Below are 25,255 nucleotides of genomic sequence, written 5' to 3' on the forward strand. Positions count from 1 at the left end.
CACGCCGCACCGCAGGCCGTCTGAAAAGCCGCATCGTTTCAGACGGCCTCATCCTACTCTTTCTTAAAACTACGCTTTCTTAAAACTTATCAGGTTTATCAACCATGAAAACACTCGAACTTTATTTAGTGCGCCACGGCAAAACCGTGTTCAACACCACCGGCCGGCTGCAAGGCTGGAGCGATTCGCCACTCACGCCCGAAGGCTGCCAAGTGGCGGAAAACCTCGGCCGCGGGCTTGAGCAGCAGCGCATCACCTTCGATGCCGCTTTCAGCAGCACCAGCCCGCGCGCCGTCGACACCGCCCGGCTGATTTTAAACCACAGCGGCCAAGCCGGCCTGCCGCTGGTTTCATTGCCCGATTTGCGCGAATATTGCTTCGGCGGCTTTGAAGGCGAGTTAACACACATTGTGCACGATAAAATCACCGCTTATCGCGGCCTGCCCAGCACCGAAAACTGGCTCGCCGCCTACCGCCACGGCGAGCGCAACCTGATTGCCGAGAGTGTGCACGCGCTCGACCCTTTGGGGCTGGCCGAAACCGAAGCCCAATTCAGCGCCCGCCTGCAACAAGGCTTGGATGAATTAATCGCACGCACACCGCACAACGGGCGCGCGCTGTTGGTGTCGCACGGCATCGCCATCACCACCATTTTAAAAATGATTGATGCGCAAAGCATCCTCTATCAAAGCGTGCCCAACGCTTCGGTGAGCCGCCTGCACCATCAAAACGGCATGTGGGTGATTCAATCCATAGGTGATACTTCATTCAGTTTGCTTTAGCTTGTTTACCACACTCCGGCACGCACCACCGCCCCGCTATACTCACCGCCACAAAATGGCGGTTTTTTTGTTTAAATATAAACAAATTCTAATAAATTCGATTTATTTATTAAAATATCATATAAAATTTTAAATATCGTAAAATATTGGAACTTAATGCCATTCAATTAAAACGATAAAAATATTCACTATATAAACAATAAATTATATTCTTTAAGTTTATTTAATATTCATTTGCAATGTAAATTTTTTGACATTATGATGAACTTACAACACGGCTAACGCCCTGCTGAAGTAACTAAAAACAACATTAATGATACATAAATTATAATTACATATCATACTAAATAAAACATTATCGGGCTCAGACTTTATCCAATTTGATTATCAAATCCCAAGGAGCTTATCATGAGTCAGCACAAACATATCCACCCCGCGCCGGTTTCCGCCGGCCGCCAAATCGCCACCGCATTAGCGTTGGCCGGCTTGGCTTCTTTTTCACTGCCGGCCATTGCTGCTGATTACGTCGGCATCAACGATCTTGGCGCAAGCCGTGACAATCAGGACGGCAGCGGTGCAAGCGGCAGCTATGCCACCTCCATCGGCACTTGGACAAAAGCCAGCGGCTTGGCTTCCACCGCCGTAGGCTCTCGTGCCAATGCCGGCGCAGAATCCGCTGTGGCCATTGGCGCATCCGCCGACGCAACCGGTTCAGCTGCAATCGCACTCGGCGAGGAATCAGCTGCTTCAGCCAATGCCGACACCGCTATCGGTCGTAAATCAAAAGCCACCGGCGGGCAAAGCACAGCCATAGGTTCTGGCGCAGCCGCTTCCGGTAATTTATCTTCAGCAATTGGCGCAGGCTCGACAGCCAGCGGCATCAGATCATTGGCCTCCGGCTCCGGTGCTTCTGCTACGGCCGGCTCGGCAACCGCCATCGGCACCGAAGCACAAGCTACTGCAACCTCTGCCACAGGCGTGGGTGCCAAGGCGCAAGCCACAGCAATTTCATCTTCCGCTTATGGTTATAATTCAACCGCCAGCGCCACTTATGCCACCGCCCTCGGCAACAAGGCGACTGCCAGCGGCACTGCCAGCACGGCTGTTGGTTCGGAAGCCAATGCCGGCGGAAAATATTCTTCTGCCTTTGGTGAATATTCCAATGCCGCAGGTGATGCCAGCGTTGCCATCGGCGCACAATCGAGCGCCGCCAGCAACCAATCGGTTGCCATCGGCCGTAACGCCAAAGCCACAGACGAAAATTCCGTAGCCTTGGGCGCCAACTCTGCCACAGCCGCCGCAGTGGGCACCTCTTCAGCCACCGTTAACGGCATCACCTACGGCGGCTTTGCCGGCGCCGCACCTGTGGGCACCGTGAGCGTGGGCGACACCGGCGCCGAGCGCACCATCACCAACGTGGCTGCCGGCCGCATCACATCGACCAGCACCGATGCTATCAACGGCAGCCAGCTTTACCAAGTAGCCAACCAAATCGACAACAACTCCACCCAAATCAACAACATCAATAACCGCATTGATGATATGGACAAAGACTTGCGCGCCGGTATTGCAGGTGCCACCGCCATTGCCTTCTTGCAACGCCCCAACGAAGCGGGCAAAAGCATGGTTTCCGCCGCAGTGGGTGGCTACCGTGGCGAGCAGGCACTGGCTTTGGGCTATGCCACCAATTCCGACAACAACAAATGGTCCACCAAAGTCGGCTTGGGCATCGACACCCAGAAAAACATCAACTGGGGCGGCAGCGTAGGCTATCAGTGGTAAACGCCCGATAAGGCCGTCTGAAAGCTTCAGACGGCCGCACCATCCCGCAACTCATCAATATCAATAAGGACAAGCACATATGAAACCATCAAAAATTATGCTGCCGCTTGTGGCGGCGCTGGCCTTGGCTGCCTGCGGCAATTTGAGCAAAGTGACCAAAGAGGGCACCACCGACAACCCCATCTGGCCTGATGCTGAAAAAACCACTTTGCGCCACAGCGGCACCCAAAACGGCTCATGGCCCAACTGGGACAACGTGCGCACCATCGAAGCGGGTATGAACAAAGATCAAATCTACGAATTGATCGGCCGCCCGCATTTCAACGAAGGCCTCTATGGCGTGCGCGAATGGAATTATGTGTTTCACTATCGTGAAGCCGGCGAAATCAAAACCTGTCAATACAAAATCCTGTTTGACAAACACATGAACGCCCAAACCTTCCATTGGCTGCCCGAAGGCTGCGCCCCGCGTCCGCAAGAGCCGCAACGCGAAGTGATTATCCGCGAAGTGGTGGCCTCGCCCAAGCCCATCCGCCAATAATGCACAGCGGCAAAACCCTTTGGATTACCCTGATCAGCCTGAGCCTTTGCGCTCAGGCTTTTGGCGCTGATCCGCGCAAGCGCAAAGCGGTGGTCGACACCAAAAAAGCCGAATTGTGCCTAGAAGAGCGCTGTTATCCCGTGCTGGTCGGCAAAGACACCCCCAAAGGCACGTTCGACCTCAACATCGTCAAAACCGACCGGCGCGGCTACGGCGGCGATGTGATGAGCTTTAAAGAAGATGCAAAATACCTCTACGCCATCCACCGCGTGTGGACGCTCAAGCCCGAAGAGCGCCGGCTCGAGCGCATCGCCTCGCCCAACGCGGCCGACCGCTACATCACCCACGGCTGCATCAACGTGACCGACGATGTGTATGAAAAGCTCAAATCTTATTTTGTGGTAGAAATCCGCTAAACCCAGCCCATGCCGATATATTGCGCATGGGTTTTTATTGCCCGCAGCAAACGGCGCAAGTTTTCAGACGGCCTCTTGACATATCCTTTATAATCTTGAATATCCCATTATTTTTTTCAGACGGCCTGCCAAGCATATGCCGTCTGAACCCTATTTGAGAACACTATGAAATTTATCGACGAAGCCAAAATCGAAGTGGTGGCGGGCAAAGGCGGCAACGGTGCCGTGAGCTTCCGCCGTGAAAAATTCGTGCCCCGCGGCGGCCCCGACGGCGGCGACGGCGGCAAAGGCGGCAGCGTGTGGGCCGTGGCCGACGAAAACATCAACACCTTGGTGGAATACCGTTTCGTGAAGCGCTATCAAGCCAAAAACGGCGAAAAAGGCCACGGCGGCGACCGCTACGGCAAAGGTGCCGACGACATCGAATTGCACATGCCCGTGGGCACGCTGATCCGCGATATCGACACCGAAGAAACCGTGGCCGACCTCACCGCCCACGGCCAGCGCGTGTGCCTAGCCAAAGGCGGCAGAGGCGGCATGGGCAACATCCATTTCAAATCCTCGGTCAACCGCGCACCCAAACACGCCACACCCGGCGAAGAGGGCGAAACACGCGCCTTGCAGCTCGAATTGAAAGTGCTGGCCGATGTCGGCCTGCTCGGCATGCCCAATGCCGGCAAATCCACCCTGATTAGCGCCGTGTCTGCCGCGCGCCCCAAAATCGCCAATTACCCCTTCACCACCCTGCACCCCAACCTCGGCGTGGTGCGCATGGATGAAAACCACAGCTTCGTGATGGCCGACATTCCCGGCCTCATCGAAGGCGCAGCAGAAGGCGCCGGCCTCGGCCACCGCTTTTTAAAACACCTCTCGCGCACCGGCCTGCTGTTGCACGTGGTGGATTTGGCCCCGTTTGACGAAGCCGTGAGCCCCGCCGACGAAGCCTTGGCGATTGTGCACGAATTGCGCAAATACGATGAAGAGCTGTTTGACAAACCGCGCTGGCTCGTGCTCAACAAGCTCGATATGCTCAGCGAAGAAGAAGCCCAAGCGCGCGCGGCGGCCTTTCTCGAAGCCATCGGCTGGGATTATCCCGCCCCCGACGACCGCTTCGAATTCGACATGATCACCCCGCGCGTGTTTAAAATCAGCGCGCTCGCCCACCAAGGCACGCAAGCTTTGGTGCAGCAAATCAGCCAATACCTCACCGAGAAAAAACGCCTCACCGCCGAAGCCGATGCCGCCGCTAAAGCCGCACAAACCGCTGTGCCGGCCGATGAAGTGAAAACCGACACTTCCGTGTTTAAAGCCGAATAAGGCCGTCTGCAACCGCACGCATTTGCCGGATTCGGCACAACCGACAAGAAAGGCCGTCTGAAATGAAAACCGCCCTCGCCGCCTTCATCGCCGCCACCGCGCTTAGCGCTTGTGCTGCGCCGTCTGAACCCACACTTGGCGGCGACCGCGATGCCCACGGCTGCATCGGCTCCGCCGGCTACAGCTGGTCTGCACTCAAACAAACATGCGTGCAAGCGTGGCAAGCAGCAGATTTGAAGCTTGACGACCCCGCCAACTCCACATTGGCCGTGTATGTGATTTTTTCCGAAGACAAAGCCCAAGCCGAAATCTTCGCCGCCGATGTGCCGCAAAACACCTTGCTCGAAGCGGTGAAAGGCGGTTATGCCTCGCGCGACGGCAAAGTGCGCCTGATGCGTGAAAACCAACAATGGCGCTTGATAAAATAATTGAATCAGGCCGTCTGAAACGTTTCAGACGGCCTCCCGCACAACCCCGATGAAATGAAAACACGATGTCGCTAACCGTTTACAACACCCTCACCCGCCAAAAAGAAACCTTCGTTCCGCTCAACCCCGAAAACGTGCGCATGTATGTGTGCGGCATGACGGTTTACGATTATTGCCACCTCGGCCACGCCCGCGTGATGGTGGTGTTTGACATGATTGCCCGCTGGCTGCGCCAAAGCGGCCATCCGCTCACTTATGTGCGCAACATCACCGATATCGACGACAAAATCATCGCCCGCGCCGCTGAAAACGGCGAAACCATCGGCGAATTGACCACGCGTTTTATTGCCGCCATGCATGAAGACGCCGATGCGCTGGGCGTGATCCGCCCCGATGTCGAGCCCAAAGCCACCGAACATGTGGCGCAGATGATTGCCATGATTGAGCGGCTGATTGCCAACGGCAAAGCTTATGCGGCTGAAAACGGCGATGTGTATTACGCCGTGCGCGAATTTCCCGCCTATGGCCAATTATCGGGCAAATCGCTGGATGATTTGCGCGCGGGCGAGCGCGTGGAAGTGGATTCATTTAAGCGCGACCCGCTCGATTTCGTGCTCTGGAAAGCGGCCAAGCCCAATGAAGCCGATTTCTGGCCCAGCCCGTGGGGCAACGGCCGCCCCGGCTGGCACATCGAATGCTCGGCCATGGGCGAACAATTATTCGGCGACACCTTCGATATCCACGGCGGCGGCGCCGATTTGCAGTTTCCGCACCATGAAAACGAAATCGCGCAAAGCTGCGGCGCGCAAGGGCATTGCCACACGCACGAGGTAAACGGCAAGCTGATTGACAGCCATGTGAAATATTGGCTGCACAACGGCTTTATCCGCGTGGACAACGAAAAAATGTCCAAATCGCTGGGCAATTTCTTCACCATCCGCGAAGTGTTGCAGAAATACGATGCCGAAGTGGTGCGCTTCTTTATTCTGCGCGCGCATTACCGCAGCCCGCTCAATTATTCCGATGCGCATTTGGATGATGCCAAAGGCGCACTCACCCGCCTCTACACCGCCCTGAAAAACACCCCGCCGGCCGAATTTGATTTAAGCAACGATGCCAACGATTACACCCGCCGCTTCTTCGCCGCCATGAACGATGATTTCGGCACCGTCGAAGCCGTGGCCGTGTTGTTTGAATTGGCGCTCGAAGTCAACAAAACCGGCGATGCCCATCTGGCCGGCTGCCTCAAAACGCTGGCCGGCATCATCGGCCTGCTGCAACGCGATCCGGCTGAATTTCTGCAAGGCAGCGCGGCTTCAGACGGCCTCACCAACGCAGCAATCGATGCCTTAATCGAGCAGCGCAAACAAGCGCGCGCCGATAAAAACTGGGCCGAATCCGACCGCATCCGCGATGTGCTCAACGCCGAAAACATCATTCTCGAAGACGGCGCAGGCGGCACCACCTGGCGGCGCGGCTGAGCCTAGGGTCTGTTCACACTTCATCACAATGTGAACAGACCCTAGCAACAGGCCGTCTGAAAGCCGGCAGCCTGAAAAGCTTACACGCTTGACAGCACAACCTTTTTTTGGCAAAATAGCCAGCTTGCCTAAGCACTAGGCCTTTGAAGCACAGGCAAAACCCCTGTGCCCGCTAACCGAAAGGAAACATCATGAAACAAGGTATTCACCCCAACTACCACGAAATCACCGTAACTTGCTCTTGCGGCAACAAATTCACCACCAAATCTGCGATGGAAAAAGAAACGTTCACCATCGAGGTGTGCTCTGAATGCCATCCGTTTTACACCGGCCAACAAAAAATCGTTGACAGCACCGGCCGCGTGGACAAGTTCAACCAAAAATTCGGCAATATGTTCAAACGCTAATCGGCAAACATTTGCTCAAAAAGGCTGCTTCGGCAGCCTTTTTTTATGGCTTTTGCAAAGGCCGTCTGAAAACTTTTCAGACGGCCTTTCTGTGGTGAAATCAAAGAAAACTGATACAAAAATAATATCCATTCAAAAAATAAGCTTACCAAACGACAAGCCATACCAAATAGGTAGGTTGGGTTGTAAACCCAACAAATCTACAAGCCGTCTGAAACGTTGGATTTATCAACCCAATCTACGAGTTGCCTGTTTGTATATTATTTTTTAGCGGGTAGATTGGATTGTAAACCCAACAAATCCACAAGCCGTCTGAAACGCTGGGTTGATCAACCCAATCTACGCAGATGGTGCGGTCGAACGGCTTTTATTTATTGGGCAAGGTTAATTTTTTAGGATGGGCATCAGACAGCCTCTCTATTACCCCAGGACGTCCTGACAACTCGATTTACGGGTGTATTTCGCCCCTGAAAACGCATCTGCCGCGTTAAAAAGCCTCGCAAGGTGTCCAACCTTGCTGCGTTTTTTGCCTTGCATCTGCATTTTCAGGAACAAAATCCTCCTCATAAACGAATTGTCAGGACGCCCAGCCCGCCGCTAAACCTCTTGCGGATCCACATCCACCGACCATCTGATTTTATGCGCGCGCGCCTGCGCCAGCGCCTGCCCCCACAAGGCGAGCGCATGGTGCAGATCTTTGCGCGAAGGCGCTTCCAAAAATAATTGTGCGCGCTCGCGCTCGGCCAGACGCACCATCAACATGGGCGCAGGGCCCATTTGCACCACGCTTTCGGGCAATTGCGCGGCCACGCTTTCTTTTATTTCCTGCAAAAACTGCATGGCGGCGCGGATATCGAGGGCATCGGCGCGTATGGCCGCCTGAAAACCGAAAGGCGGCAGGCCGAAAAGGCGGCGCTCGGCCAGCTCGGCATCGGCAAAGCGGCGGTAATCCTGCGCTTTGATGGCGGCAAACACGCCATGATCGGGCAGCTGGGTTTGTATCAACACCCTGCCCGGCGCATCGGCGCGGCCGGCACGGCCGGACACCTGCATCAATTCAGCAAACAGCCGCTCCGGCGCACGGAAATCGGCGCTATAAAGGCTGCCGTCGGCATTGAGCACCACCACCAGATTGAGCCGCGCAAAATCGTGGCCTTTGGCCAGCATTTGCGTGCCCACCAAAATATCGATTTCATCGGCGCCGATGCGTTGATACAAAGCCGCCCAATCGTTTTTATGCGCGGTGCTGTCGCGATCCACGCGCTCGATACGCGCCTTCGGCAGCATGGTGCGCAAGGTTTCTTCCACACGCTGCGTGCCCTGCCCCACAGCGGTTAAATCCTGATTGCCACAATCGGGGCATTTATAAGGCACGGCTTGGCGGTAGTCGCAATGATGGCAGCGCAATTGCCGCGCGCGCCGGTGCAGCACCATTTTTGCCGAGCAGCGCGGGCAGCCGAAAGTGTGGCCGCAGTCGCTGCAAAAAAGCGCGGGCGAAAAGCCGCGCCGATTGAGATACACCAGCGACATGCCGCCCTGCTTGAAATTGTCTTGCAATAATTTCAGCGCCGGCTCGGAAAAGCCGTTATCGAGCGGCAGGCGGCGCACATCCAGCACATCCACTTGCGGCAGCGCGGCGGCGGCGCGGGCGCGCGCGCCCAATTCGAGCAGGGTATAAGCGCCGCTTTGCGCTTTGTGCCAGCTCTCGAGGCTGGGCGTGGCGCTGCCCAGCACAATCGGGCAAGCGGCCTGCTGCGCGCGCCACACGGCCAAATCGCGGGCTTGGTAGCGCAATTCGTTTTCCTGCTTGAACGAGCCGTCGTGCTCTTCATCCACTACAATCAGCCCCACATCGGCCAGCGGCGTAAACACGGCCAGCCGCGTGCCGATAATCAATTTTGCCTGGCCGAGCATGGCGCGCAGATAATCCTGCGTGCGTGCACCGGCGGCGGTTTGGCTGTGCAGCACGGCGGTGGGCACATCGGCAAAACGCGCCTGCACGCGCTTGAGCAGCTGCGGCGTGAGGTTGATTTCGGGCAGCAAAAAAAGCACCTGCCGCCCCTCGGCCAGCACCTTGGCCACGGCATCGAAATACACTTCGGTTTTGCCGCTGCCGGTGATGCCGTAGAGCAAAAACGGCTGAAAGCGCCCGAATGCGGCCTGAATGTGCGCTGATGCGGCCTGCTGCTGCTCATTTAAAATGTGTTCAGACGGCCTCAACACCGGCAAGGCGGCGGCATCTGCGTTTATCCACGCTTGCGCCTGCCATTGCCCGATAAGCTTGGGCGCTTGCGGGTTGATTTTTTTGAGCGCGGCCATGCTCAGGCTGCCGCCGCACAGCGCCTGCCACAACGCATATTGTTTGCGGTGGCGCTCTGGCGGTGCGTTCAGACGGCCTGCTTCGGTTAAACTGTAAAATAAGGGCGGCTCGGGCAGCGCAACGGGGCGGGCTTCGCGCAAACCCTGCGGCAGCGCCGCGGCCACCGCTTGGCCGAGCGGATAATGATAATAGCGGGCGGCAAAAGCCAACAGCCGCCGCCAGGCTTCGGGCAACGGCGGCTCATCGGCAAACACGGCTTGCAGCGGCAGGATTTTGGCGGGGTCGATATCGGGTGTAATGCCGCTCTGCCACACAATGCCGGCCACGGTTTTGTTGACAAAGCGCACCGCCACCCGCGTGCCGGCGCTTAAGGCTTCGGGGTGGGCATAAGTGAGCAGGCCGCCGGCCAGCGGCACATTGAGGGCGATATGGTGGTAAATCATGCGTGCATTATAGCCGACATTTCCAGCAGGCCGTCTGAAACAGAAACGGATTTTCAGACGGCCTATCGACATCGCACCCAACCTCAAAAACAAGCAAGCAAAGGCTGCAAACAGCACACCGCATAAACAACACGGCAAAACAAAGAACGCTTCAGCTTGTTTTTAGGTTTAACTATTGATTCGGCAATTAAATATTGAACATTTTCAGATGCCGGCAAACAAGCCTTTGGCTTGTTGCCCTCTCCCTAGCCCTCTCCCACGGGAGAGGGAACAGGTTTCTGCTGCGGGCAAGAGGATCTGAATATTCAATAATTAGTTGCCGTATCTATAAACACATTGCCCTTCAAATTTACCAAGCAGGCCGTCTGAAACCCAATATTCAGACGGCCTTTCACATTTAAACGTTACAATCGGGTTGTTTTTCGGCATAATGCTTTCTTTAAGTTTTGTAAACCATTTGTTTCAGACGGCCTGTGTTTTATGCTGCCTGAAAAGAAAGATGTGTATGTCTGCCAAAACCCCGTCGCTTTTGGGCGGCGCGCTGATTATCGCCGGCACCGTGATTGGTGCCGGCATGTTTGCCAACCCCACCGCCACTTCGGGCGTGTGGTTTGCCGGCTCGCTGGCAGTGCTGCTCTACACTTGGTTTTCCATGCTCTCCGGCGGCCTGATGCTGCTGGAGGTCAATACCCATTATCCGCACGGTGCGAGCTTCGACACCTTAGTGAAAGATTTGCTCGGCCAAGGCTGGAATATCGTCAACGGCATTGCGGTGGCGTTTGTGCTTTATTTGCTCACTTATGCCTATATTTTCGTGGGCGGCGATCTCACCGCTAAAGGATTGGGCAATCTGCTCGGCAGCGAAGTGGGGTTGCCGGCCGGGCAATTGGTGTTTTTTGTGGTGCTGGCATTTTGCGTGTGGGCGTCCACCCGCTTGGTCGACCGACTCACCAGTATTTTAATCGGCGGCATGATTATCAGCTTTTTCTGGGCCACCGGCGGCCTGCTCACGCATGTGCAGCTGCCGGTGTTGTTGGACACACAAGCCGCCGAGGGCACACGTTATTGGATTTATCTGGCCGCGGCGCTGCCGGTGTGTTTGGCTTCATTCGGCTTTCACGGCAATGTATCCAGTCTGCTGAAATATTTCAACGGCGATGCGCCCAAAGTGGCGCGCGCGCTGTGGGTAGGCACGCTGATGGCGCTGGTGATTTATGTGCTGTGGCAGCTGGCGATTCAAGGCAACCTGCCGCGCCACGCGTTTGCGCCGGTGATTGCGGCCGAGGGGCAGGTTTCTGTGTTGATTGAGAGTCTGTCGGCTTTCGTGCCCACCGGCAGCATGGCCACGGTGTTGTCGTTTTTTGCCTATTTGGCGATTGCCACTTCGTTTTTAGGCGTGACGCTGGGCTTGTTCGACTATCTGGCCGATGTGTTTAAATGGGACGATTCCACCACCGGACGCAGCAAAACCGCCGCGCTCACCTTTCTGCCGCCGCTCGTGGCCTGCCTGCTTTTCCCCACCGGCTTTGTGACCGCCATCGGCTACGTGGGCTTGGCCGCCGCCGTATGGACCGCGCTCACCCCGGCCATGCTGCTCTATAAAGCACGCAAAAAATTTCCGCAAAGCCACGGCTATCGCGTGTATGGCGGCTTATGGCTGGTGGTGTGGGTGTTTGCCTTCGGCCTCATCAACATTGCCGCGCAGATATTGAGCCAACTGGAAAAAGTGCCGGTGTTTAAAGGCTGAAGCTTGCACAATTCGGCAGCATTCAAACAGGCCGTCTGAAACATTGTGTTCAGACGGCCTGTTTACTTTGCCTATATTGTCATTGACCCACAAGCAAAAATAGTGCTTAATTAAAGAACAATAATTTTTTAATTTCAAGGAGATAGAAATGAAACTTATCCCAACCGCCGCCCTGCTGCTCGTCCTCGCCGCACCCGCCTTCGCTGCGAGCCCTGTCAAAACCCTGCCCGGCGACATCACGCTGGCGCAAGCGCAAGCCGTGGTGCGCTCGGCGCAAGCCAAGGCCGAAGCCATCAAAGTGCCGATGAATATCGCCGTAGTGGATGCCGGCGGCAACCTGAAAGCCTTCGCCCGCATGGACGATGCCTTTTTGGGCAGCATCGACATTGCCGAGCGCAAAGCCCGCACCGCCCGCTATTTCAATATGTCCACCCGCGCCCTGGGCAAGGCCGCCCAGCCCGGCCGGCCGCTCTACGGCATTGAAGCCACCAACGGCGGCTTGGTGATTTTCGCCGGCGGTGTGTTGCTGTTGGATAAAAAAGGCACCATCGTCGGCAGCGTGGGCGTGAGCGGCGGTTCGGTGGATGAAGACGAAGATGTGGCCAACGCCGGTGCCGCAGCTTTATTGCGCTGAAGGCAAGCAATGCGCACAACAGGCCGTCTGAAGGGTTTCAGACGGCCTGTTGTGCGTTATGTGTGTGCACCATGCGTACGATTACGCTTTGTTTTGACAAAGCTAATCGTACCTACGTTTGCTACGTTTTTTGCGGCGTCATCGTACGCATGAATGCCTACGCTTGTATAAAACTTGAGGCCGTCTGAATGCTTTTCAGACGGCCTCAAGTTTGCACATCAATCTTACTTAATGATCCAAATAAAGGTAATTTTTCCAGCTGTTCATCCGCAGCAAAATCTTGCGCATCATGGCCAAATGATGGGCATGCTCGGTATAAACCGCTGCTTCTGCCGTGGTGCCGAAAGGCAGGTGATAAGCAGAAACATCTTCTTTCAGCTTGAGCTGCACCATGGTGCGCGCCGAGCTGTCAATAAATTTCTGCGTGTATAAAATGCCATTGGGCTGCACTTCGTGCTCGCCTATGGTCGGCAACACGCCCACCACTTCCGCTTTAAACACTTTGCCCGGAATGGCCGGGAAAATCAGCTCCGCTTCATCGCCCGCTTTGAGACGCAGCAGGGAATTTTGGCGGAAGGCAGCCACATACATTCTGTCTTGCTGGTGCACAAACGTCATCAGCGGGCGCAGCGGCAAGGTGCTGGTCATCATGCCTTCTTTTAAGAAGTTTTGCGTGATATAGCCATCGGTAGGCGCGCGCACAACGGTGGAATCGAGCTCAAACTGTGCTTGGCGCAATGCGGCTTCTTTGGCGGCCACGCTGGTGTGCACGCCGTTAATAGCAGAGCCGTAGCTGCTTTGGGCTTTTTGCACATTGGCGGTGCTGGCTTCCACATTGGCCTTGGCAGCCAAGTATTCTCGGTTGGCAATATCAACATCCGACTGCGTTACCGCACCGGTGCCGGAGAGGGCGCGGTAGCGCTCGTATTCTTGGCCTCTTTGTTTCAAGCGCACACGGGCTTCTTCCAAAGAAGACTTGGCCGCGCTCAAGTCGGCGCTCAGCGAAGCCAGCCCTTGATCGGCAGCCGCCAGCTCGGCCTTGCGCATATCCACAGCCGCCTGAAAAGGCTCGGGGTCGATTTTGAATAAAACTTCACCTTTTTTAATCAATTGGTCGGCACGAGTGGGCGTAACCTCGATAATCCGCCCGCGCAAATCGGCCAACACCGGGGTGATGACATAATATTGCGTGGTGAGCTTGGTGTGCGGATGATTGTAGTTCATAAACAACAGCATCGACAGCAGCAACACCACGCCGCCCAAAATCGCCGTGGGCACGCTCCATTTGGTGAGCGGGATTTTAAACAGCTTGAAAATGCCCACGCAAACAGAGGCATAAATCACTAAAATCATTAATTCCATTATATGCTTCCTTCGTTTTTCTGCTCTTGTGTGCTGTTGCTGTTGTTAATCTCAGATTGAGCGTGAAGTCGGGTGGAAAGCGCTTGCAGCTCTTGGTTTAAACGAGCCACTTCGGCTTCGAGCTTGCGGGTGCTTTCCTTTAATTCGGGCACTTGGTCGGCCAGCGCGCCCAGCTTTTGCATGGATTGGCTCTCTTTTTGGTGGTTGCCGTTGCCCCAGCCGTTTTCCTTATGCCAAAGCGTGGCCCAAATCCACAGAAAAGGCCAAATCACATGCAGAGTAAACAAACTCACCCAGCCGGCATAATGAATGGCTTCCAAATGCGGATGGTTGCGTTTTTTGGCGATCTCATAAGGAATATCGTGAATGGCGATCACACCATAAAAAATCGCTAGGCTCGCAAAAACCAGAAAGAAAAGTGCCAGATAGTCTAAAAACATATCATTCTCTTGAGTCAAACATAAAAAATGCCATGCCTAATTTAGGAATATGGCATGACCTTATTATTTAAAAATATCGGATAAACGCGTATTACCAGCCTTATATCAATTCAAAAAAGTAAGCTAACAAGGCGGCGAGCCGCAGACAGTACAACTAGTACGGCAAGGCGAGACAACGAAGTTAGGTTATTTTTTTGGATTGGTATTATCCAAACTTTGCAAACCTTGCATTGTAATCTATATCAAATAAAAATAAAATTTTTCCCTATTCTCTTTATCTAAAAAACTGTTTATAACTGCTCATCCTTGCCGGTTTGTGTCATAAAAGCGCACATAAAAAGCCGCCCGAAGGCGGCTTTCCATTGTCTGCAACGTTTAATCCAAATTGCCCAACACAATGCGCAACATGCGGCGCAGCGGCTCGGCCGCACCCCACAAAAGCTGGTCGCCCACGGTGAAGGCGCTGATGTATTCGCCGCCCATGCCCATTTTGCGGATGCGCCCCACCGGCACGCTGAGGGTGCCGGTTACTTTGGCCGGGGTGAGCTCATGAATGCTGGCCTCTTTTTCATTGGGCACCACTTTCACCCAATCGTTGGCAGAGGCCAAAATGCGCTCGATTTCCGCCACCGGCAAATCCTGTTTCAATTTCAGAGTCAGCGCCTGGCTGTGGCAGCGCATGGCGCCCACACGCACGCACAAGCCGTCCACCACCATCGGGTTGGCGCTGCGGCCGAGGATTTTATTGGTTTCCACGCCGCCTTTCCATTCTTCTTTGGATTGGCCGTTGCCCAAATCGGCATCGATCCACGGAATCAGGCTGCCGGCCAAAGGCACGCCGAATTGCGCTTGCGGATAGGCATCGCTGCGCAAGAAATCCGACACTTTGCGGTCGATATTCAAAATCGCGCTGGCCGGATCGGCCAATTCAGCGGCCACTTGGCTGTGCACCGCGCCCATGCCTTCAATCAATTCGCGCATGTTTTTGGCACCGGCGCCGGAAGCTGCTTGATAAGTCATGCTGGTGGCCCATTCCACCAAATCGTTTTGAAACAGGCCGCCCAAAGCCATCAGCATCAACGACACCGTGCAGTTGCCGCCGATATAGTTTTTCACGCCGTTTTTCAGGGCATCATCAATCACGCTGCGGTTAACCGGATCCAACACAATCACCGCATCATCGTTCATGCGCAGCGATGAAGCGGCATCAATCCAATAGCCTGCCCAGCCGGCATCACGCAAGGGTTGAAACACCGATTTGGTGTAGTCGCCGCCCTGGCAGGTAACGATAATATCCATCTTGGCCAGCTCGACAATATTGTTGGCGTCCAACAAGGTTTTGGCGCTTTGGCCCAAATCGGGCGCTGCGCCGCCCACGTTGGAGGTGGTGAAAAACACCGCTTCCGGGATATGGGCAAAATCGTTTTCTTCCTGCATGCGCTGCATCAGCACAGAGCCGACCATGCCGCGCCAGCCTACAAACCCAACTTTCATTACATGCACTCCTTGAATTTCAGTGATACGGTTTTGTGAACAATTATGATATTAAGGAATGGTTTTAACGCCATGCGCCCGAAATGTAAAGTGCTTTATGGCGATTTCAAAAAATTTGTTGTAAATATTGCGCCGCAACCGATATTATCATGGCTCCCCTATCGGCTCTTTTGCAAAGGATTCAATATGAACAGCCACCTGCCCGCGGGACACACCACCCAAATCGATGTGGCGCCCGCCCGAGCCGGCAAACGCATTGCCGCTTATCTGATTAATGTTATTTTGACGATATTGGCTTATGTGCCTTTGTTGATAGCCATTGTTGTTTGGCCATCAAACAGCTACATTGAGCGGACACAAGGGCTGGAAGCATTGGCCGCTTCAGATTGGCTGATGCCCGGCTTGCTCATTGGCTTCTTGGTTTTGCTGGCCTATATCATCATCCAAGTGCGCATGATGAGCAAACACGGCCAATCGATCGGCAAAAAAATCATGCACATCCGCCTGCTGAAAACCGATGGCACCAACCCGGGCTTTTGGGGCGCGGTGATGCTGCGTGAAGTGGTGTATAACATTATGCTCGCCATCGCCGCCATGATTATCGGCTATGCGGTGGTGCTGCTGAGCGGCGCGCCGGCGGCCACGGCGGACGTGATCGCAAATGTGCTGACGCTGTCGGCCTCGCTGGCCTGCTTTGTTATGCTGTTCAACAAGCAAAAAAGCCGCCGCACCTTGCAAGACTATCTGGCCGGCACCGTGGTGGTGCAATTGCGCTGAAGCAGCGGCATGCAAATATTGGCCATCACATTCTCAAGCGCCGCCGTAAACCACCATCAAGGCTGCCTGAAACTGCATTGCGGCGAAACCAAACCGGCAGACACAAGCAGTTGCACTACGCAATTTTCCTTTTCCGCAACCATCAGCTACAGAGGCAAAAGGGAAGCCAATTTTCTCCAGTGTTGTGTCATCAAACTTAGCGAAAGGAAATGATGATGAAATCTCACCGTATCAAATTGGCCATTACCGGCTTTATCGCATTGATGGGCATCGCCACCGCCGCTTATGCACAATCGGCAGCCGAAATCGGCGCCATGCACAACAATTGCAATCACCCCAACTACCAAGGCGACCGCTCCCGCTGCGGTGGTGGTAATCGGGAGCCTGTTTATACCGAGGTTTGGGAAGATCGCTACGGTGCGATTGCGGTTGATCACGACACCGGTAATGCCGGCGTAATAGAGGCGCAAAAAAGCAAAAGACAAGCGGAGTCGATTGCGGTTAAAAACTGCGCGGCCAAGCCATGCAAAGTGGTTTCAAGCATACGTAATGGATGCCATGCCGTGGCTTGGGGTGGCGGATATAGCAATTATGGAAACGGTGTAGAAGAAGCACAAGCAATTACCCATGCAATGAAAATATGCGCAACCACCAGTAATAGCTGTGAAATTAAATACAGCGGCTGCAGCCTGCCTGTGCGGGTGAAATAATATAAGCTGGTGCTATGTGCATTAAAGCGCAGAGTAACTTAACAGTCTAAGCAAGCCAACTTTCTTTGGTGCTGTGTAATCAAGCTTAGCAAAAGGAAATGATGATAATGAAACCTCACTGTATCAAATTGGCCATCACCGCCTTTATCGCATTGATGGGCATCGCCACCGCCGCTTATGCACAATAATTGCAATCACCCCAACTACCAAGGCGACAAAATATACACAAGTCAAAAACATCAAAGGCCGTCTGAATCTTTTTCAGACGGCCTTTGATATCTATATATTTTGTTCAAATCGTAAATGCATAATCTTGCTGCTGCACATTGCCGATCAATGCCTCAATCTCTTCGGTGCACGCCACCACCAACGCGCCGGCCTGCTGCATGCTGAGCACCGCCTGCTGCTCTTGCACACTATCCAGCGTGCGGCAGGCTTCCAGATTCACAATCACGCGCCAAGGCCCATACCAACACAATTGCAACACCGTGGCCTGCACACAATATTCGGTAATCAGGCCGCCGATCAATATGATTTTGGCCTCTTTTTGCTTAAGCCATTCAATCAGCCCGGTGCTGATGTTTTCCGCCATATCATGAAAACACGCGCCAAAAGGGTGTGCCCCCTGCTCCAGGCCGATGTGTACCAAAAATTGATAGTCAACAGCATTGGGCAGATTGGGCAGGGTTTCAAAACCTTCCGTGCCCACAATCGCGTGGCTCACCCAATTTTCGGCCTGCTCAAGCGGCAGATGATCCGACTGCTGCGGCACAATCCATCCGGCATCCGGCACATGCGCATCTTTGGTCAGCACCCGAAAATCCGCCCATGAAGCCTGCCGGTTCAAATGAGGCACGATAGATAAAGCATCCGCCACCGGCACTTCATCCGGACACATTTCCGAAAAAGCCCGCTGGGGGTGCACATCGATTGCAACAATACTCATGGCTGCATGCTTTCTTTTCACCTGTTCAAAACACAGCAACAGCGCCTTGCCATGCCGTGATTAAAGATAATCGGTTAATATTACCGACAATCGGCATTGCCAGCAATACATTACTTTACATATTTTCTCATTTCCACTTTTCTATTGTGATAAAGCCAACACCCGCGCCATCCAACACCTTCACCTCCCCGCCGCCGTAAAATTTTATTTCCGATAAAAAATAAAATCTTATCCGGAAAAACACCGGCAAACCGGAAAACAACTTGCACATCACACCTATTTCTGTTTTAATACGCATCTTTCAAGGCATGGCCAGATAGCTCAGTCGGTAGAGCAACGGATTGAAAATCCGTGTGTCCCCAGTTCGATCCTGGGTCTGGCCACCACTAACCGCATTTTGCGGTTATTTTTTTGCCTGCAGAAATCTGCATAAATTCAAGGTCTGTTCACATTTCATCTCGCGGCGTATTGGCTCAAAAGCGCGGATGAATTGCGAACAGACCCTAGCAAACCCTTTATTCATCGTGCTTTCAGCCGATTTTATCTTAAACTTTGCTATCTATATTTATCTGCACCCATCTTATCAAATCGCCTGCAATTCACGGCATCTGCAAAAGCGTGGAAACGCCGCCCTACAACAATGAGATTGATACCCAGCCTCTGAATCAGCGCTAAATCCAAATGAAAAAGAGGGTTTTAAAAAACCAATAATGCAAAGGCCGTCTGAAGGTTTGCCCTCAAAACGGAAACGTGCGCTCAAAAATGCGCCTGCCGCGTTGAAAACGTGCGCAAGGTGTCCAACCTTGCTACGTTTTTTTGCCTTGCCCCTGCATTCTCAGAAACAAAATCCTCCTCACAAACGAATTGTCAGGACACCTTAGGCGGATTTGCCGCCACCAAGCTTATTTTGCGGTTATTTTTGCCCGAAACTTGTACACTGTGCCCATTTTCGCAGCCGTTGGCTCAGCCTTTTGAATTAATACCACATAAAACAATATCGAAATTGAGTAAATTTTATCGTTGTGGTTTAATGCTGTGCAAAGTTACCCTATAATGCAAGTCCTTATTCATATTTTCCAAATATGGCTTATCCTGCACACCCTTCGGCCATGCAGCCGGATCAGGATGCACCACCAACCAGGTTGATCACATGAGTGTCGGTTTATTGAGAGTATTGGTTCAAAGTCAGGTTATTGTGGGCAACCAGGCAGAACGCTACCAAAAAGCGCTAAACGAACATAAAAGCATCATGCCCATGTTGTTTGAAGAAGGCATCATCTCGCCCCGCGCTTTGGGCGAATTGCTGGCGCGCATGTTCAGCTATCCTTTGCTGGATTTGCGCCATTATCCGCGCGCCAATATTTTGCCCGACATTCTCACCGAAGAACAAATGCTGCAAAACCGCTGCATTCCGATTTTCAAGCGCGGCCGTAAAGTGTATTTGGCGGTGTCGGATCCCACTCAAATTCATAATTTCCAGAAAATTGCATTTAATTCCGGCGCATCCATCGATTTGGTGGTGGTGCGCGACGATCAATTAAGCACGCTTTTGGAATGGCTGGGGCAGCGCTCCACCACCATTTTGCAGGAAATCAGCAAAGAGCAGCAGGAACGCGCCCCCCAAGGCGGTGTGCTGTATGTTGATAATGAAGAAGCGGAAGACGGCCCGATCGCCCGCTTTATCCACAAAACCCTTTCCGATGCGCTCAATGCGGGCGCATCGGATATCCATTTTGAATTTTACGAGCAAATGGCGCGCGTGCGCTTCCGTGTGGACGGGCAATTGCGCGAAGTGGTGCAGCCGCCTGTGGCCGTGCGCGGGCAGCTGGCTTCGCGCATCAAGGTAATGGCGCGCCTCGATATTTCGGAAAAACGCATTCCGCAAGACGGCCGTATTCAAATCGCGTTCCACAAACACGGCCGCCCGATTGATTTCCGCGTCAGCACCTTGCCGACTTTGTTTGGCGAAAAAGTGGTGATGCGTATCCTCAATTCAGATGCGGGCTCGCTCAATATCGAGCAATTGGGCTTTGAGCCTTTTCAGAAAGAATTGCTGCTGGAAGCCATCCACCGCCCCTACGGCATGGTGCTGGTCACCGGCCCCACCGGCTCGGGCAAAACCGTTTCGCTCTATACCTGCCTGAATATTCTCAACACGGAAAACGTGAATATCGCCACCGCGGAAGACCCGGCCGAGATCAACCTGCCCGGCATCAACCAAGTAAACGTCAACGACAAACAAGGGCTCACCTTTGCTGCGGCCTTGCGCTCCTTTTTGCGCCAAGATCCCGACATTATCATGGTGGGCGAAATCCGCGATTTGGAAACGGCCGACATCGCCATCAAAGCTTCCCAAACCGGCCACATGGTGTTTTCAACGCTCCACACCAATAATGCGCCGGCCACTTTATCGCGCCTGCTCAACATGGGTGTGGCGCCTTTCAACATTGCCAGCTCGGTAAACCTGATTATGGCCCAGCGCTTATTGCGCCGATTATGCCCGGCCTGCAAAGCACCGGTCGAGCGCCCGCCGCTGCCCGCTTTGAAAAAAGCCGGCTTTTCCGATGAAGACTTGGCCAAAGAATGGACGCTCTACCGCCCCGTGGGCTGTGACAATTGTCGCGGCAAAGGTTATAAAGGCCGCGCCGGGGTGTATGAAGTGATGCCGGTTTCAGAAGAAATGCAACGCGTGATTATGAATAACGGCACCGAAGTGGACATTATGAATATGGCTTATCAAGAAGGCATGGTAGACTTGCGCCATGCCGGCTTGCTAAAGGTAATGCAGGGGCTTACCTCGCTGGAAGAAGTGCTGGCGCACACCAATGATTAAACAAGGCAAAATTAAATGAAAAAAAATAATGCAGGCGGATTGTTTGCAAACAAAAACAAGGGCAAACGTTTTAATTTCGAGGGCAAAAACACCGGCACCGACCAACTTGTGCGCGGCGAAGTGGTGGCCAAAGATGAAGAAGAAGCGCGCAAAAAACTGCAACGGCGCGGCATCAAACCTTTGCGCATCAGCAAGGTAAAAGCCACGCGCAAGCGGCGCATCACCCAAGCCGACATCACCGTGTTTACCCGCCAGCTCGCCACCATGATGAAAGCCGGCCTGCCGCTGATGCAGGCCTTTGAAATCGTGGCGCGCGGCCACTCCAACCCTTCTATGACGCAGATGCTGATGCAGGTGCGGAGCGATGTGGAGCAAGGCAGCTCGCTGGGCAAAGCTTTTTCCAAACACCCCAAATATTTCGACCGCTTCTATTGCAACCTGATTGCCGCCGGTGAGGCCGGCGGTGTATTGGAAGGCTTGCTCGACAAGCTGGCCGTTTATAAAGAAAAAACCCAAGCCATCAAGAAAAAAGTGAAAAGCGCGCTCACCTACCCCATTGCTATTATCGTGGTGGCCGTTGCGCTGGTGCTGGTGATGATGATGTTTGTGCTGCCCGCCTTTAAAGAGGTTTACAGCAATATGGGCGCCGAATTGCCCAAGCTCACCCAAATTATTATGGGCTTTTCCGACTTTTTCGTCAGCAACGGCTGGATGTTTATCATCGGCATGGTCACCACTTGCGTGGTGCTGTATAAATGGCACCAACGCTCGCCCGCCTTTCAAAAGCGCGTGGATGCAGGTTTGCTGCGGCTGCCGATTTTCGGCTCTATCGTGCGCAAAGCCACCATTGCCCGCTGGGCGCGCACCACGGCCACGCTGTTTGCCGCCGGCGTGCCGCTGGTGGAAGCACTGGAATCGGTGGCCGGCGCATCGGGCAATATTCTGTATGAAGAAGCCACTTACGATATCCGCGCCAAAGTTACCCAAGGTTTATCGCTCACATCGAGCATGCAAAACACCGAATTATTCCCCAATATGGTTTTGCAGATGGCCGCCATCGGCGAAGAATCCGGCTCGCTGGACGATATGCTCAATAAAGCCGCCGAATTTTATGAAGACGAAGTGGATAATGCCGTGTCGCAGCTCTCCTCTTTGATGGAGCCGATTATCATGGTGGTGCTCGGCTCGATTATCGGCGTGATTCTGGTGGCCATGTATCTGCCCTTGTTCAACCTCGGCAGCGTGGTGGGCTGATATGATGGATTTCAATGCCTTAGCACCTTTCGCTATTCCCTTAGCGGCCTTGTTCGGCTTATTGGTGGGCAGCTTTCTCAATGTGGTGATTTACCGCGTGCCGGTGATGATGGAGCGCAGCTGGACGGCATTTGCCAAAGAGCATCTCGGCCAACCGCTCAGCGCCGAAGAGCAGCAGCCTTTCAACCTGATCAAGCCCGATTCGCGCTGCCCGCAATGCCAAGCGCCCGTGCGGGCATGGCAGAATATTCCCGTGTTCAGCTATCTTTTGCTCGGCGGCAAATGCGCCTCCTGCCGCACACCCATCAGCAAGCGCTATCCTTTGGTGGAGTTGCTCACCGCCGCTTTATTCGCCCTCGTGGCCTGGCAATACGGCTGGAGCATCATCACGCTGGGCGGCTTGCTCTTTACCGCCATGCTGATCGCGCTCACCTTTATCGATGCCGACACCCAATACCTACCCGATCAAATCACCTTGCCGCTGATTTGGCTGGGCTTGCTGTTTAACCTCAACGGCGCTTTTGTGCCGCTTTCTTCTGCCGTGCTCGGCGCCGTGTTCGGCTACATGAGCTTGTGGCTGCTGTGTTATGTTTACAAGCTGCTCACCGGCAAAGTCGGCATGGGCGGCGGCGATTTCAAATTGCTCGCGGCCTTGGGCGCTTGGCTCGGCGTGGGCGTGTTGCCTGTGATTGTTTTTATCGCCGCCCTAATCGGCGTGCTGGCCGCCGTGCTTTTGCGTGTGGCCAAAGGGCAGCAATTTGCTTTCGGCCCCAGCTTGGCCGTGGCCGGCTGGCTGGTGTTTATCGCCAATGAAAAAGTGTTGGCCGCGCTGGGCTGGTGGCTGCGTGCATCAGGATTTTCAGCATGACGGCTTGGGTTGGGCTCACCGGCGGCATCGGCAGCGGCAAATCGCAAGCGGCTGCCGAATTCGCGCGGCTGGGTGTGCCGGTGATTGATGCCGATGCCATCAGCCGCAGCTTAAGCGCCGACAACGGTGCCGCGCTGCCCGCCATTCTCGCCACATTCGGCGCAAGTGTTTTTCACGAACCAGGCCGTCTGAACCGCGCAGCCTTGCGCGATTTGGTTTTCAGACGGCCTGAAGAAAAAGCGCGGCTGGAAGCGGTGATGTTTCCGCTGATTATCGAAGCCATCCGGCAGCAACAACAGCGCCACAGCGAAGCAGTTTACGGCATACTCGATATCCCGCTTTTGGTTGAAGAGCCCCTCTTTCGCACGCTGGTACAACGTGTGCTGGTGATCGATGTGCCCGAAGCCGTGCAAATCACGCGGGTGGCGCAGCGCAGCGGCTTATCCGAAGCCGAAATTAAACGTATAATGGCCGCTCAAGCCGGCCGGCGGCAGCGCTGCCGAGCCGCCGATGATGTGATCGGCAATGAAGTTTCACTTGAAATGCTGGCCGCCAAAGCAGAGCGGCTGCACCGCTATTATCGGGCGCTATTTTCCCGCCCCACCCGAGTTTGCCCATGATCCGTTTCGAGCATCCGCTATCTGAACGTGTGCGCAGCTTTTTGCGCATCGAGCATTTGTTTGTCCGCTTCCATCGCGAAAGCATGCGCTGCGACAGCCCGTGGGCGCACCATCTGGCCTTGTTCACCCTGTTTGAAATCATGGAATGCGCCGCGCGGGCAGAATTGAAGCTGGATATTTTGCAGGAAATCGAGCGGCAAAAGCAGCTCTTAGCCGGCAGCCGCGCCGCCTCAACCGAGCCGGTCCAGCTGCAACAATTGCAAGCAGTGGCCGAAAACCTGCAAGGCATACAGCAGAAATTCGGCCAGCATTTGCGCGAAAACGAATGGTTGATGGCCATCAAACAGCGCATGCTGGTGCCCGGCGGCACCAGCCCGTTTGACTTGTCTTCCTATTATTTCTGGCAGCAGCTGCCGCACGAGCAGCGCCTGGCAGACCTCAACAAATGGATTGCCACCCTCACCCCCACTTATGAGGCCATCGCCGTGCTGCTCACCATTTTGCGAAGCAACACCCGCGCCGTCGATTGCGTGGCCGTCAACGGCAATTACCAGCACAACAGCCTGGCGCAAAATATCCACATGCTCACCATCGAGCTGGAGAAAAACAAACACGCCCTGCCTGAAGTGTCGGCCAACAAATATTTCACCCACATCCGTTTTTTAGCCGCCTCGCAAGAGAGCGCCCGCGGCAAGCCGATTACCGAAGACATGCCGTTCAAGCTGATTATGTGCAGCTTCGACCCTGTAGTGGCCTAAACCCATGAGCGAAAAAATCACCATCGTATCCTGCCCGACCTGCGGCAAAAAAGTAGCCTGGCTGCCGATCAACCGCTTCCGCCCCTTTTGCAGCGAGCGCTGCAAACTGATTGATTTGGGTGCGTGGGCAAAAGAAGATTATTCAGTTGATGCGCAAGAAGACGATCCTTTTTCAGACGATATTGCGCGATAACAACATCAACACCCACGCACATTTTGCCGTATCCCCACCATTGCATACCGTAAAGGCCGTCTGAATATTCAGACGGCCTAAATATTTCATACCAATTCAAAAAAGTAAGCTAATACCAATTCAAAAAAATAACCTTACAAAATAAAAGCAGTTCGATAGCACCAACCGCGTAGGTCGGATTCTCGAATCCGACGTTTGGCCGGCGGCCAAAGCGATGTGCGTGTCTTGTTCTACGAACAAGTGTCGGATTCGAGAATCCGACCTACAGGCTGCCTGTTTGTATATTATTTTTTTGAATTGGTATAACGAGGCGGCGAGCTGCAGACAGTACAGATATAGTGAAATGCAAGAAAAAGTGACACAAAACTGCATTTTGCAACGGCGTAGATTGGGTTGCCAAACCCAACGTTTCAGACGGCTTGTGGATTTGTTGGGTTTTCAATCCAACCTACCCGCCGTATCACTTTTTTATGCATTCCACTATAGTACGGCAAGGCGAGACAACGAAGTTAGGTTATTTTTTTGGATTGGTATCATTCAAACACCCAGCCTGAACCTTTCGCAAAATTCCATTTTTGTCGCACCCGTAAAGGTTTTGGCCGTCTGAAAGGTTTTGGCCGTCTGAAAGGTTTTGGCCGTCTGAAAGGTTTTGGCCGTCTGAAAGGTTTTGGCCGTCTGAAAGGTTTTGGCCGTCTGAAAGGT

General features: G+C 53.9%; 23 protein-coding genes and 1 tRNA gene. 19 read left to right on the forward strand and 5 right to left on the reverse strand.

The genetic code is table 11. The features are described from left to right. Window positions 1-104: 104 nt before the first annotated feature. The 8 genes from EV680_RS04135 (at window position 105) to rpmE (ending at window position 7,154) form a co-directional block, all read left to right on the forward strand. Window positions 105-782 carry a histidine phosphatase family protein gene (locus EV680_RS04135; RefSeq protein ID WP_132953479.1) on the forward strand — a complete coding sequence of 226 codons (678 nt, stop codon included), beginning with the start codon at window positions 105-107 and terminating at the stop codon, window positions 780-782. A 408-nt stretch (window positions 783-1,190) separates the two neighbouring features. Then, window positions 1,191-2,564 (forward strand): YadA family autotransporter adhesin, encoded by a 1,374-nt coding sequence (locus tag EV680_RS04140; RefSeq protein WP_132953480.1) that lies wholly within the window; start codon window positions 1,191-1,193, stop codon window positions 2,562-2,564. A 79-nt stretch (window positions 2,565-2,643) separates the two neighbouring features. Beyond that, window positions 2,644-3,105, forward strand: a complete 462-nt coding sequence (locus EV680_RS04145; RefSeq protein ID WP_132953481.1) for an outer membrane protein assembly factor BamE — start codon at window positions 2,644-2,646, stop codon at window positions 3,103-3,105. Next, complete coding sequence (locus EV680_RS04150) at window positions 3,105-3,521, forward strand: L,D-transpeptidase family protein (protein WP_132953482.1); 417 nt, start codon at window positions 3,105-3,107, stop codon at window positions 3,519-3,521. The genes EV680_RS04145 and EV680_RS04150 overlap by 1 nt, the downstream gene beginning before the upstream one ends. 165 nt (window positions 3,522-3,686) lie before the next feature. Continuing rightward, complete coding sequence (gene obgE, locus EV680_RS04155) at window positions 3,687-4,838, forward strand: GTPase ObgE (protein ID WP_132953483.1); 1,152 nt, start codon at window positions 3,687-3,689, stop codon at window positions 4,836-4,838. Between the two features lie 62 nt (window positions 4,839-4,900). Then, window positions 4,901-5,266, forward strand: coding sequence for a hypothetical protein (locus EV680_RS04160; RefSeq protein WP_132953484.1), 366 nt, complete (start codon window positions 4,901-4,903; stop codon window positions 5,264-5,266). 65 nt (window positions 5,267-5,331) lie between these two features. Next, window positions 5,332-6,747, forward strand: coding sequence for a cysteine--tRNA ligase (cysS, locus tag EV680_RS04165; RefSeq protein WP_132953485.1), 1,416 nt, complete (start codon window positions 5,332-5,334; stop codon window positions 6,745-6,747). Window positions 6,748-6,938: 191 nt separating this feature from the next. Next, window positions 6,939-7,154 carry a 50S ribosomal protein L31 gene (gene rpmE / locus EV680_RS04170; RefSeq protein WP_132953486.1) on the forward strand — a complete coding sequence of 72 codons (216 nt, stop codon included), beginning with the start codon at window positions 6,939-6,941 and terminating at the stop codon, window positions 7,152-7,154. Window positions 7,155-7,751: 597 nt separating this feature from the next. Here rpmE and EV680_RS04175 read toward each other — a convergent pair. Continuing rightward, window positions 7,752-9,917 (reverse strand): primosomal protein N', encoded by a 2,166-nt coding sequence (locus EV680_RS04175; protein WP_132953487.1) that lies wholly within the window; start codon window positions 9,915-9,917, stop codon window positions 7,752-7,754. 505 nt (window positions 9,918-10,422) lie between these two features. On the opposite strand from EV680_RS04175, the gene EV680_RS04180 reads away from it, so the two are divergent. Together EV680_RS04180 and EV680_RS04185 are read left to right on the forward strand one after the other, a co-directional pair. Further along, the gene (locus tag EV680_RS04180) at window positions 10,423-11,664 is read left to right on the forward strand and encodes an aromatic amino acid transporter (protein ID WP_132953488.1); all 1,242 of its coding nucleotides are present in this window, start codon (window positions 10,423-10,425) and stop codon (window positions 11,662-11,664) included. Window positions 11,665-11,812: 148 nt separating this feature from the next. Continuing rightward, on the forward strand, window positions 11,813-12,298 hold the full coding sequence (locus EV680_RS04185) for a GlcG/HbpS family heme-binding protein (protein ID WP_132953489.1): 486 nt from the start codon (window positions 11,813-11,815) through the stop codon (window positions 12,296-12,298). A gap of 228 nt (window positions 12,299-12,526) precedes the next feature. On the opposite strand, the gene EV680_RS04190 is transcribed toward EV680_RS04185, so the two are convergent. The 3 genes from EV680_RS04190 to asd form a co-directional block, all read right to left on the reverse strand. Next, on the reverse strand, window positions 12,527-13,660 hold the full coding sequence (locus tag EV680_RS04190) for an HlyD family secretion protein (protein ID WP_132953490.1): 1,134 nt from the start codon (window positions 13,658-13,660) through the stop codon (window positions 12,527-12,529). Then, window positions 13,660-14,100: a DUF3302 domain-containing protein gene (locus EV680_RS12195; RefSeq protein WP_132953491.1), complete on the reverse strand. Its 441-nt coding sequence runs from the start codon at window positions 14,098-14,100 to the stop codon at window positions 13,660-13,662. The genes EV680_RS04190 and EV680_RS12195 overlap by 1 nt, the downstream gene beginning before the upstream one ends. 375 nt (window positions 14,101-14,475) lie before the next feature. After that, the gene (gene asd, locus EV680_RS04200; RefSeq protein WP_132953492.1) at window positions 14,476-15,594 is read right to left on the reverse strand and encodes an aspartate-semialdehyde dehydrogenase; all 1,119 of its coding nucleotides are present in this window, start codon (window positions 15,592-15,594) and stop codon (window positions 14,476-14,478) included. Window positions 15,595-15,780: 186 nt separating this feature from the next. Here asd and EV680_RS04205 point away from each other — a divergent pair, with 186 nt between their 5' ends. Further along, a complete protein-coding gene (locus tag EV680_RS04205) occupies window positions 15,781-16,371 on the forward strand; it encodes an RDD family protein (protein WP_165870901.1) in 591 nt (196 codons plus the stop codon). A 209-nt stretch (window positions 16,372-16,580) separates the two neighbouring features. Next, a complete protein-coding gene (locus EV680_RS04210) occupies window positions 16,581-17,081 on the forward strand; it encodes a DUF4189 domain-containing protein (protein ID WP_132953494.1) in 501 nt (166 codons plus the stop codon). A 292-nt stretch (window positions 17,082-17,373) separates the two neighbouring features. Here the strand turns inward: EV680_RS04210 and EV680_RS04215 are convergent, their stop codons facing one another. Continuing rightward, window positions 17,374-18,027, reverse strand: a complete 654-nt coding sequence (locus tag EV680_RS04215) for an isochorismatase family protein (protein ID WP_132953495.1) — start codon at window positions 18,025-18,027, stop codon at window positions 17,374-17,376. A 310-nt stretch (window positions 18,028-18,337) separates the two neighbouring features. On the opposite strand from EV680_RS04215, the gene EV680_RS04220 reads away from it, so the two are divergent. The 7 genes from EV680_RS04220 to yacG all read left to right on the forward strand — a co-directional run bounded on the left by EV680_RS04220 (window position 18,338) and on the right by yacG (window position 24,553). Continuing rightward, a tRNA-Phe gene (locus EV680_RS04220) sits at window positions 18,338-18,413 on the forward strand. Between the two features lie 764 nt (window positions 18,414-19,177). Beyond that, window positions 19,178-20,860: a type IV-A pilus assembly ATPase PilB gene (gene pilB / locus EV680_RS04225; protein ID WP_132953496.1), complete on the forward strand. Its 1,683-nt coding sequence runs from the start codon at window positions 19,178-19,180 to the stop codon at window positions 20,858-20,860. A gap of 15 nt (window positions 20,861-20,875) precedes the next feature. After that, window positions 20,876-22,114, forward strand: coding sequence for a type II secretion system F family protein (locus EV680_RS04230; protein ID WP_132953497.1), 1,239 nt, complete (start codon window positions 20,876-20,878; stop codon window positions 22,112-22,114). A gap of 1 nt (window position 22,115) precedes the next feature. After that, window positions 22,116-22,982: a prepilin peptidase gene (locus EV680_RS04235; protein WP_132953498.1), complete on the forward strand. Its 867-nt coding sequence runs from the start codon at window positions 22,116-22,118 to the stop codon at window positions 22,980-22,982. Beyond that, on the forward strand, window positions 22,979-23,602 hold the full coding sequence (gene coaE, locus EV680_RS04240) for a dephospho-CoA kinase (protein ID WP_132953499.1): 624 nt from the start codon (window positions 22,979-22,981) through the stop codon (window positions 23,600-23,602). The genes EV680_RS04235 and coaE overlap by 4 nt, the downstream gene beginning before the upstream one ends. After that, entirely contained in the window at window positions 23,599-24,360 is a 762-nt protein-coding gene (gene zapD / locus EV680_RS04245; RefSeq protein ID WP_132953500.1) for a cell division protein ZapD, read from the forward strand. Before coaE ends, zapD begins: the two co-directional genes overlap by 4 nt. A 4-nt stretch (window positions 24,361-24,364) precedes the next feature. After that, complete coding sequence (yacG, locus tag EV680_RS04250; protein WP_132953501.1) at window positions 24,365-24,553, forward strand: DNA gyrase inhibitor YacG; 189 nt, start codon at window positions 24,365-24,367, stop codon at window positions 24,551-24,553. The last annotated feature ends 702 nt before the right edge of the window (window positions 24,554-25,255 follow it).

Source organism: Uruburuella suis, assembly GCF_004341385.1.
GTDB classification, from domain to species: Bacteria; Pseudomonadota; Gammaproteobacteria; order Burkholderiales; family Neisseriaceae; genus Neisseria; species Neisseria suis.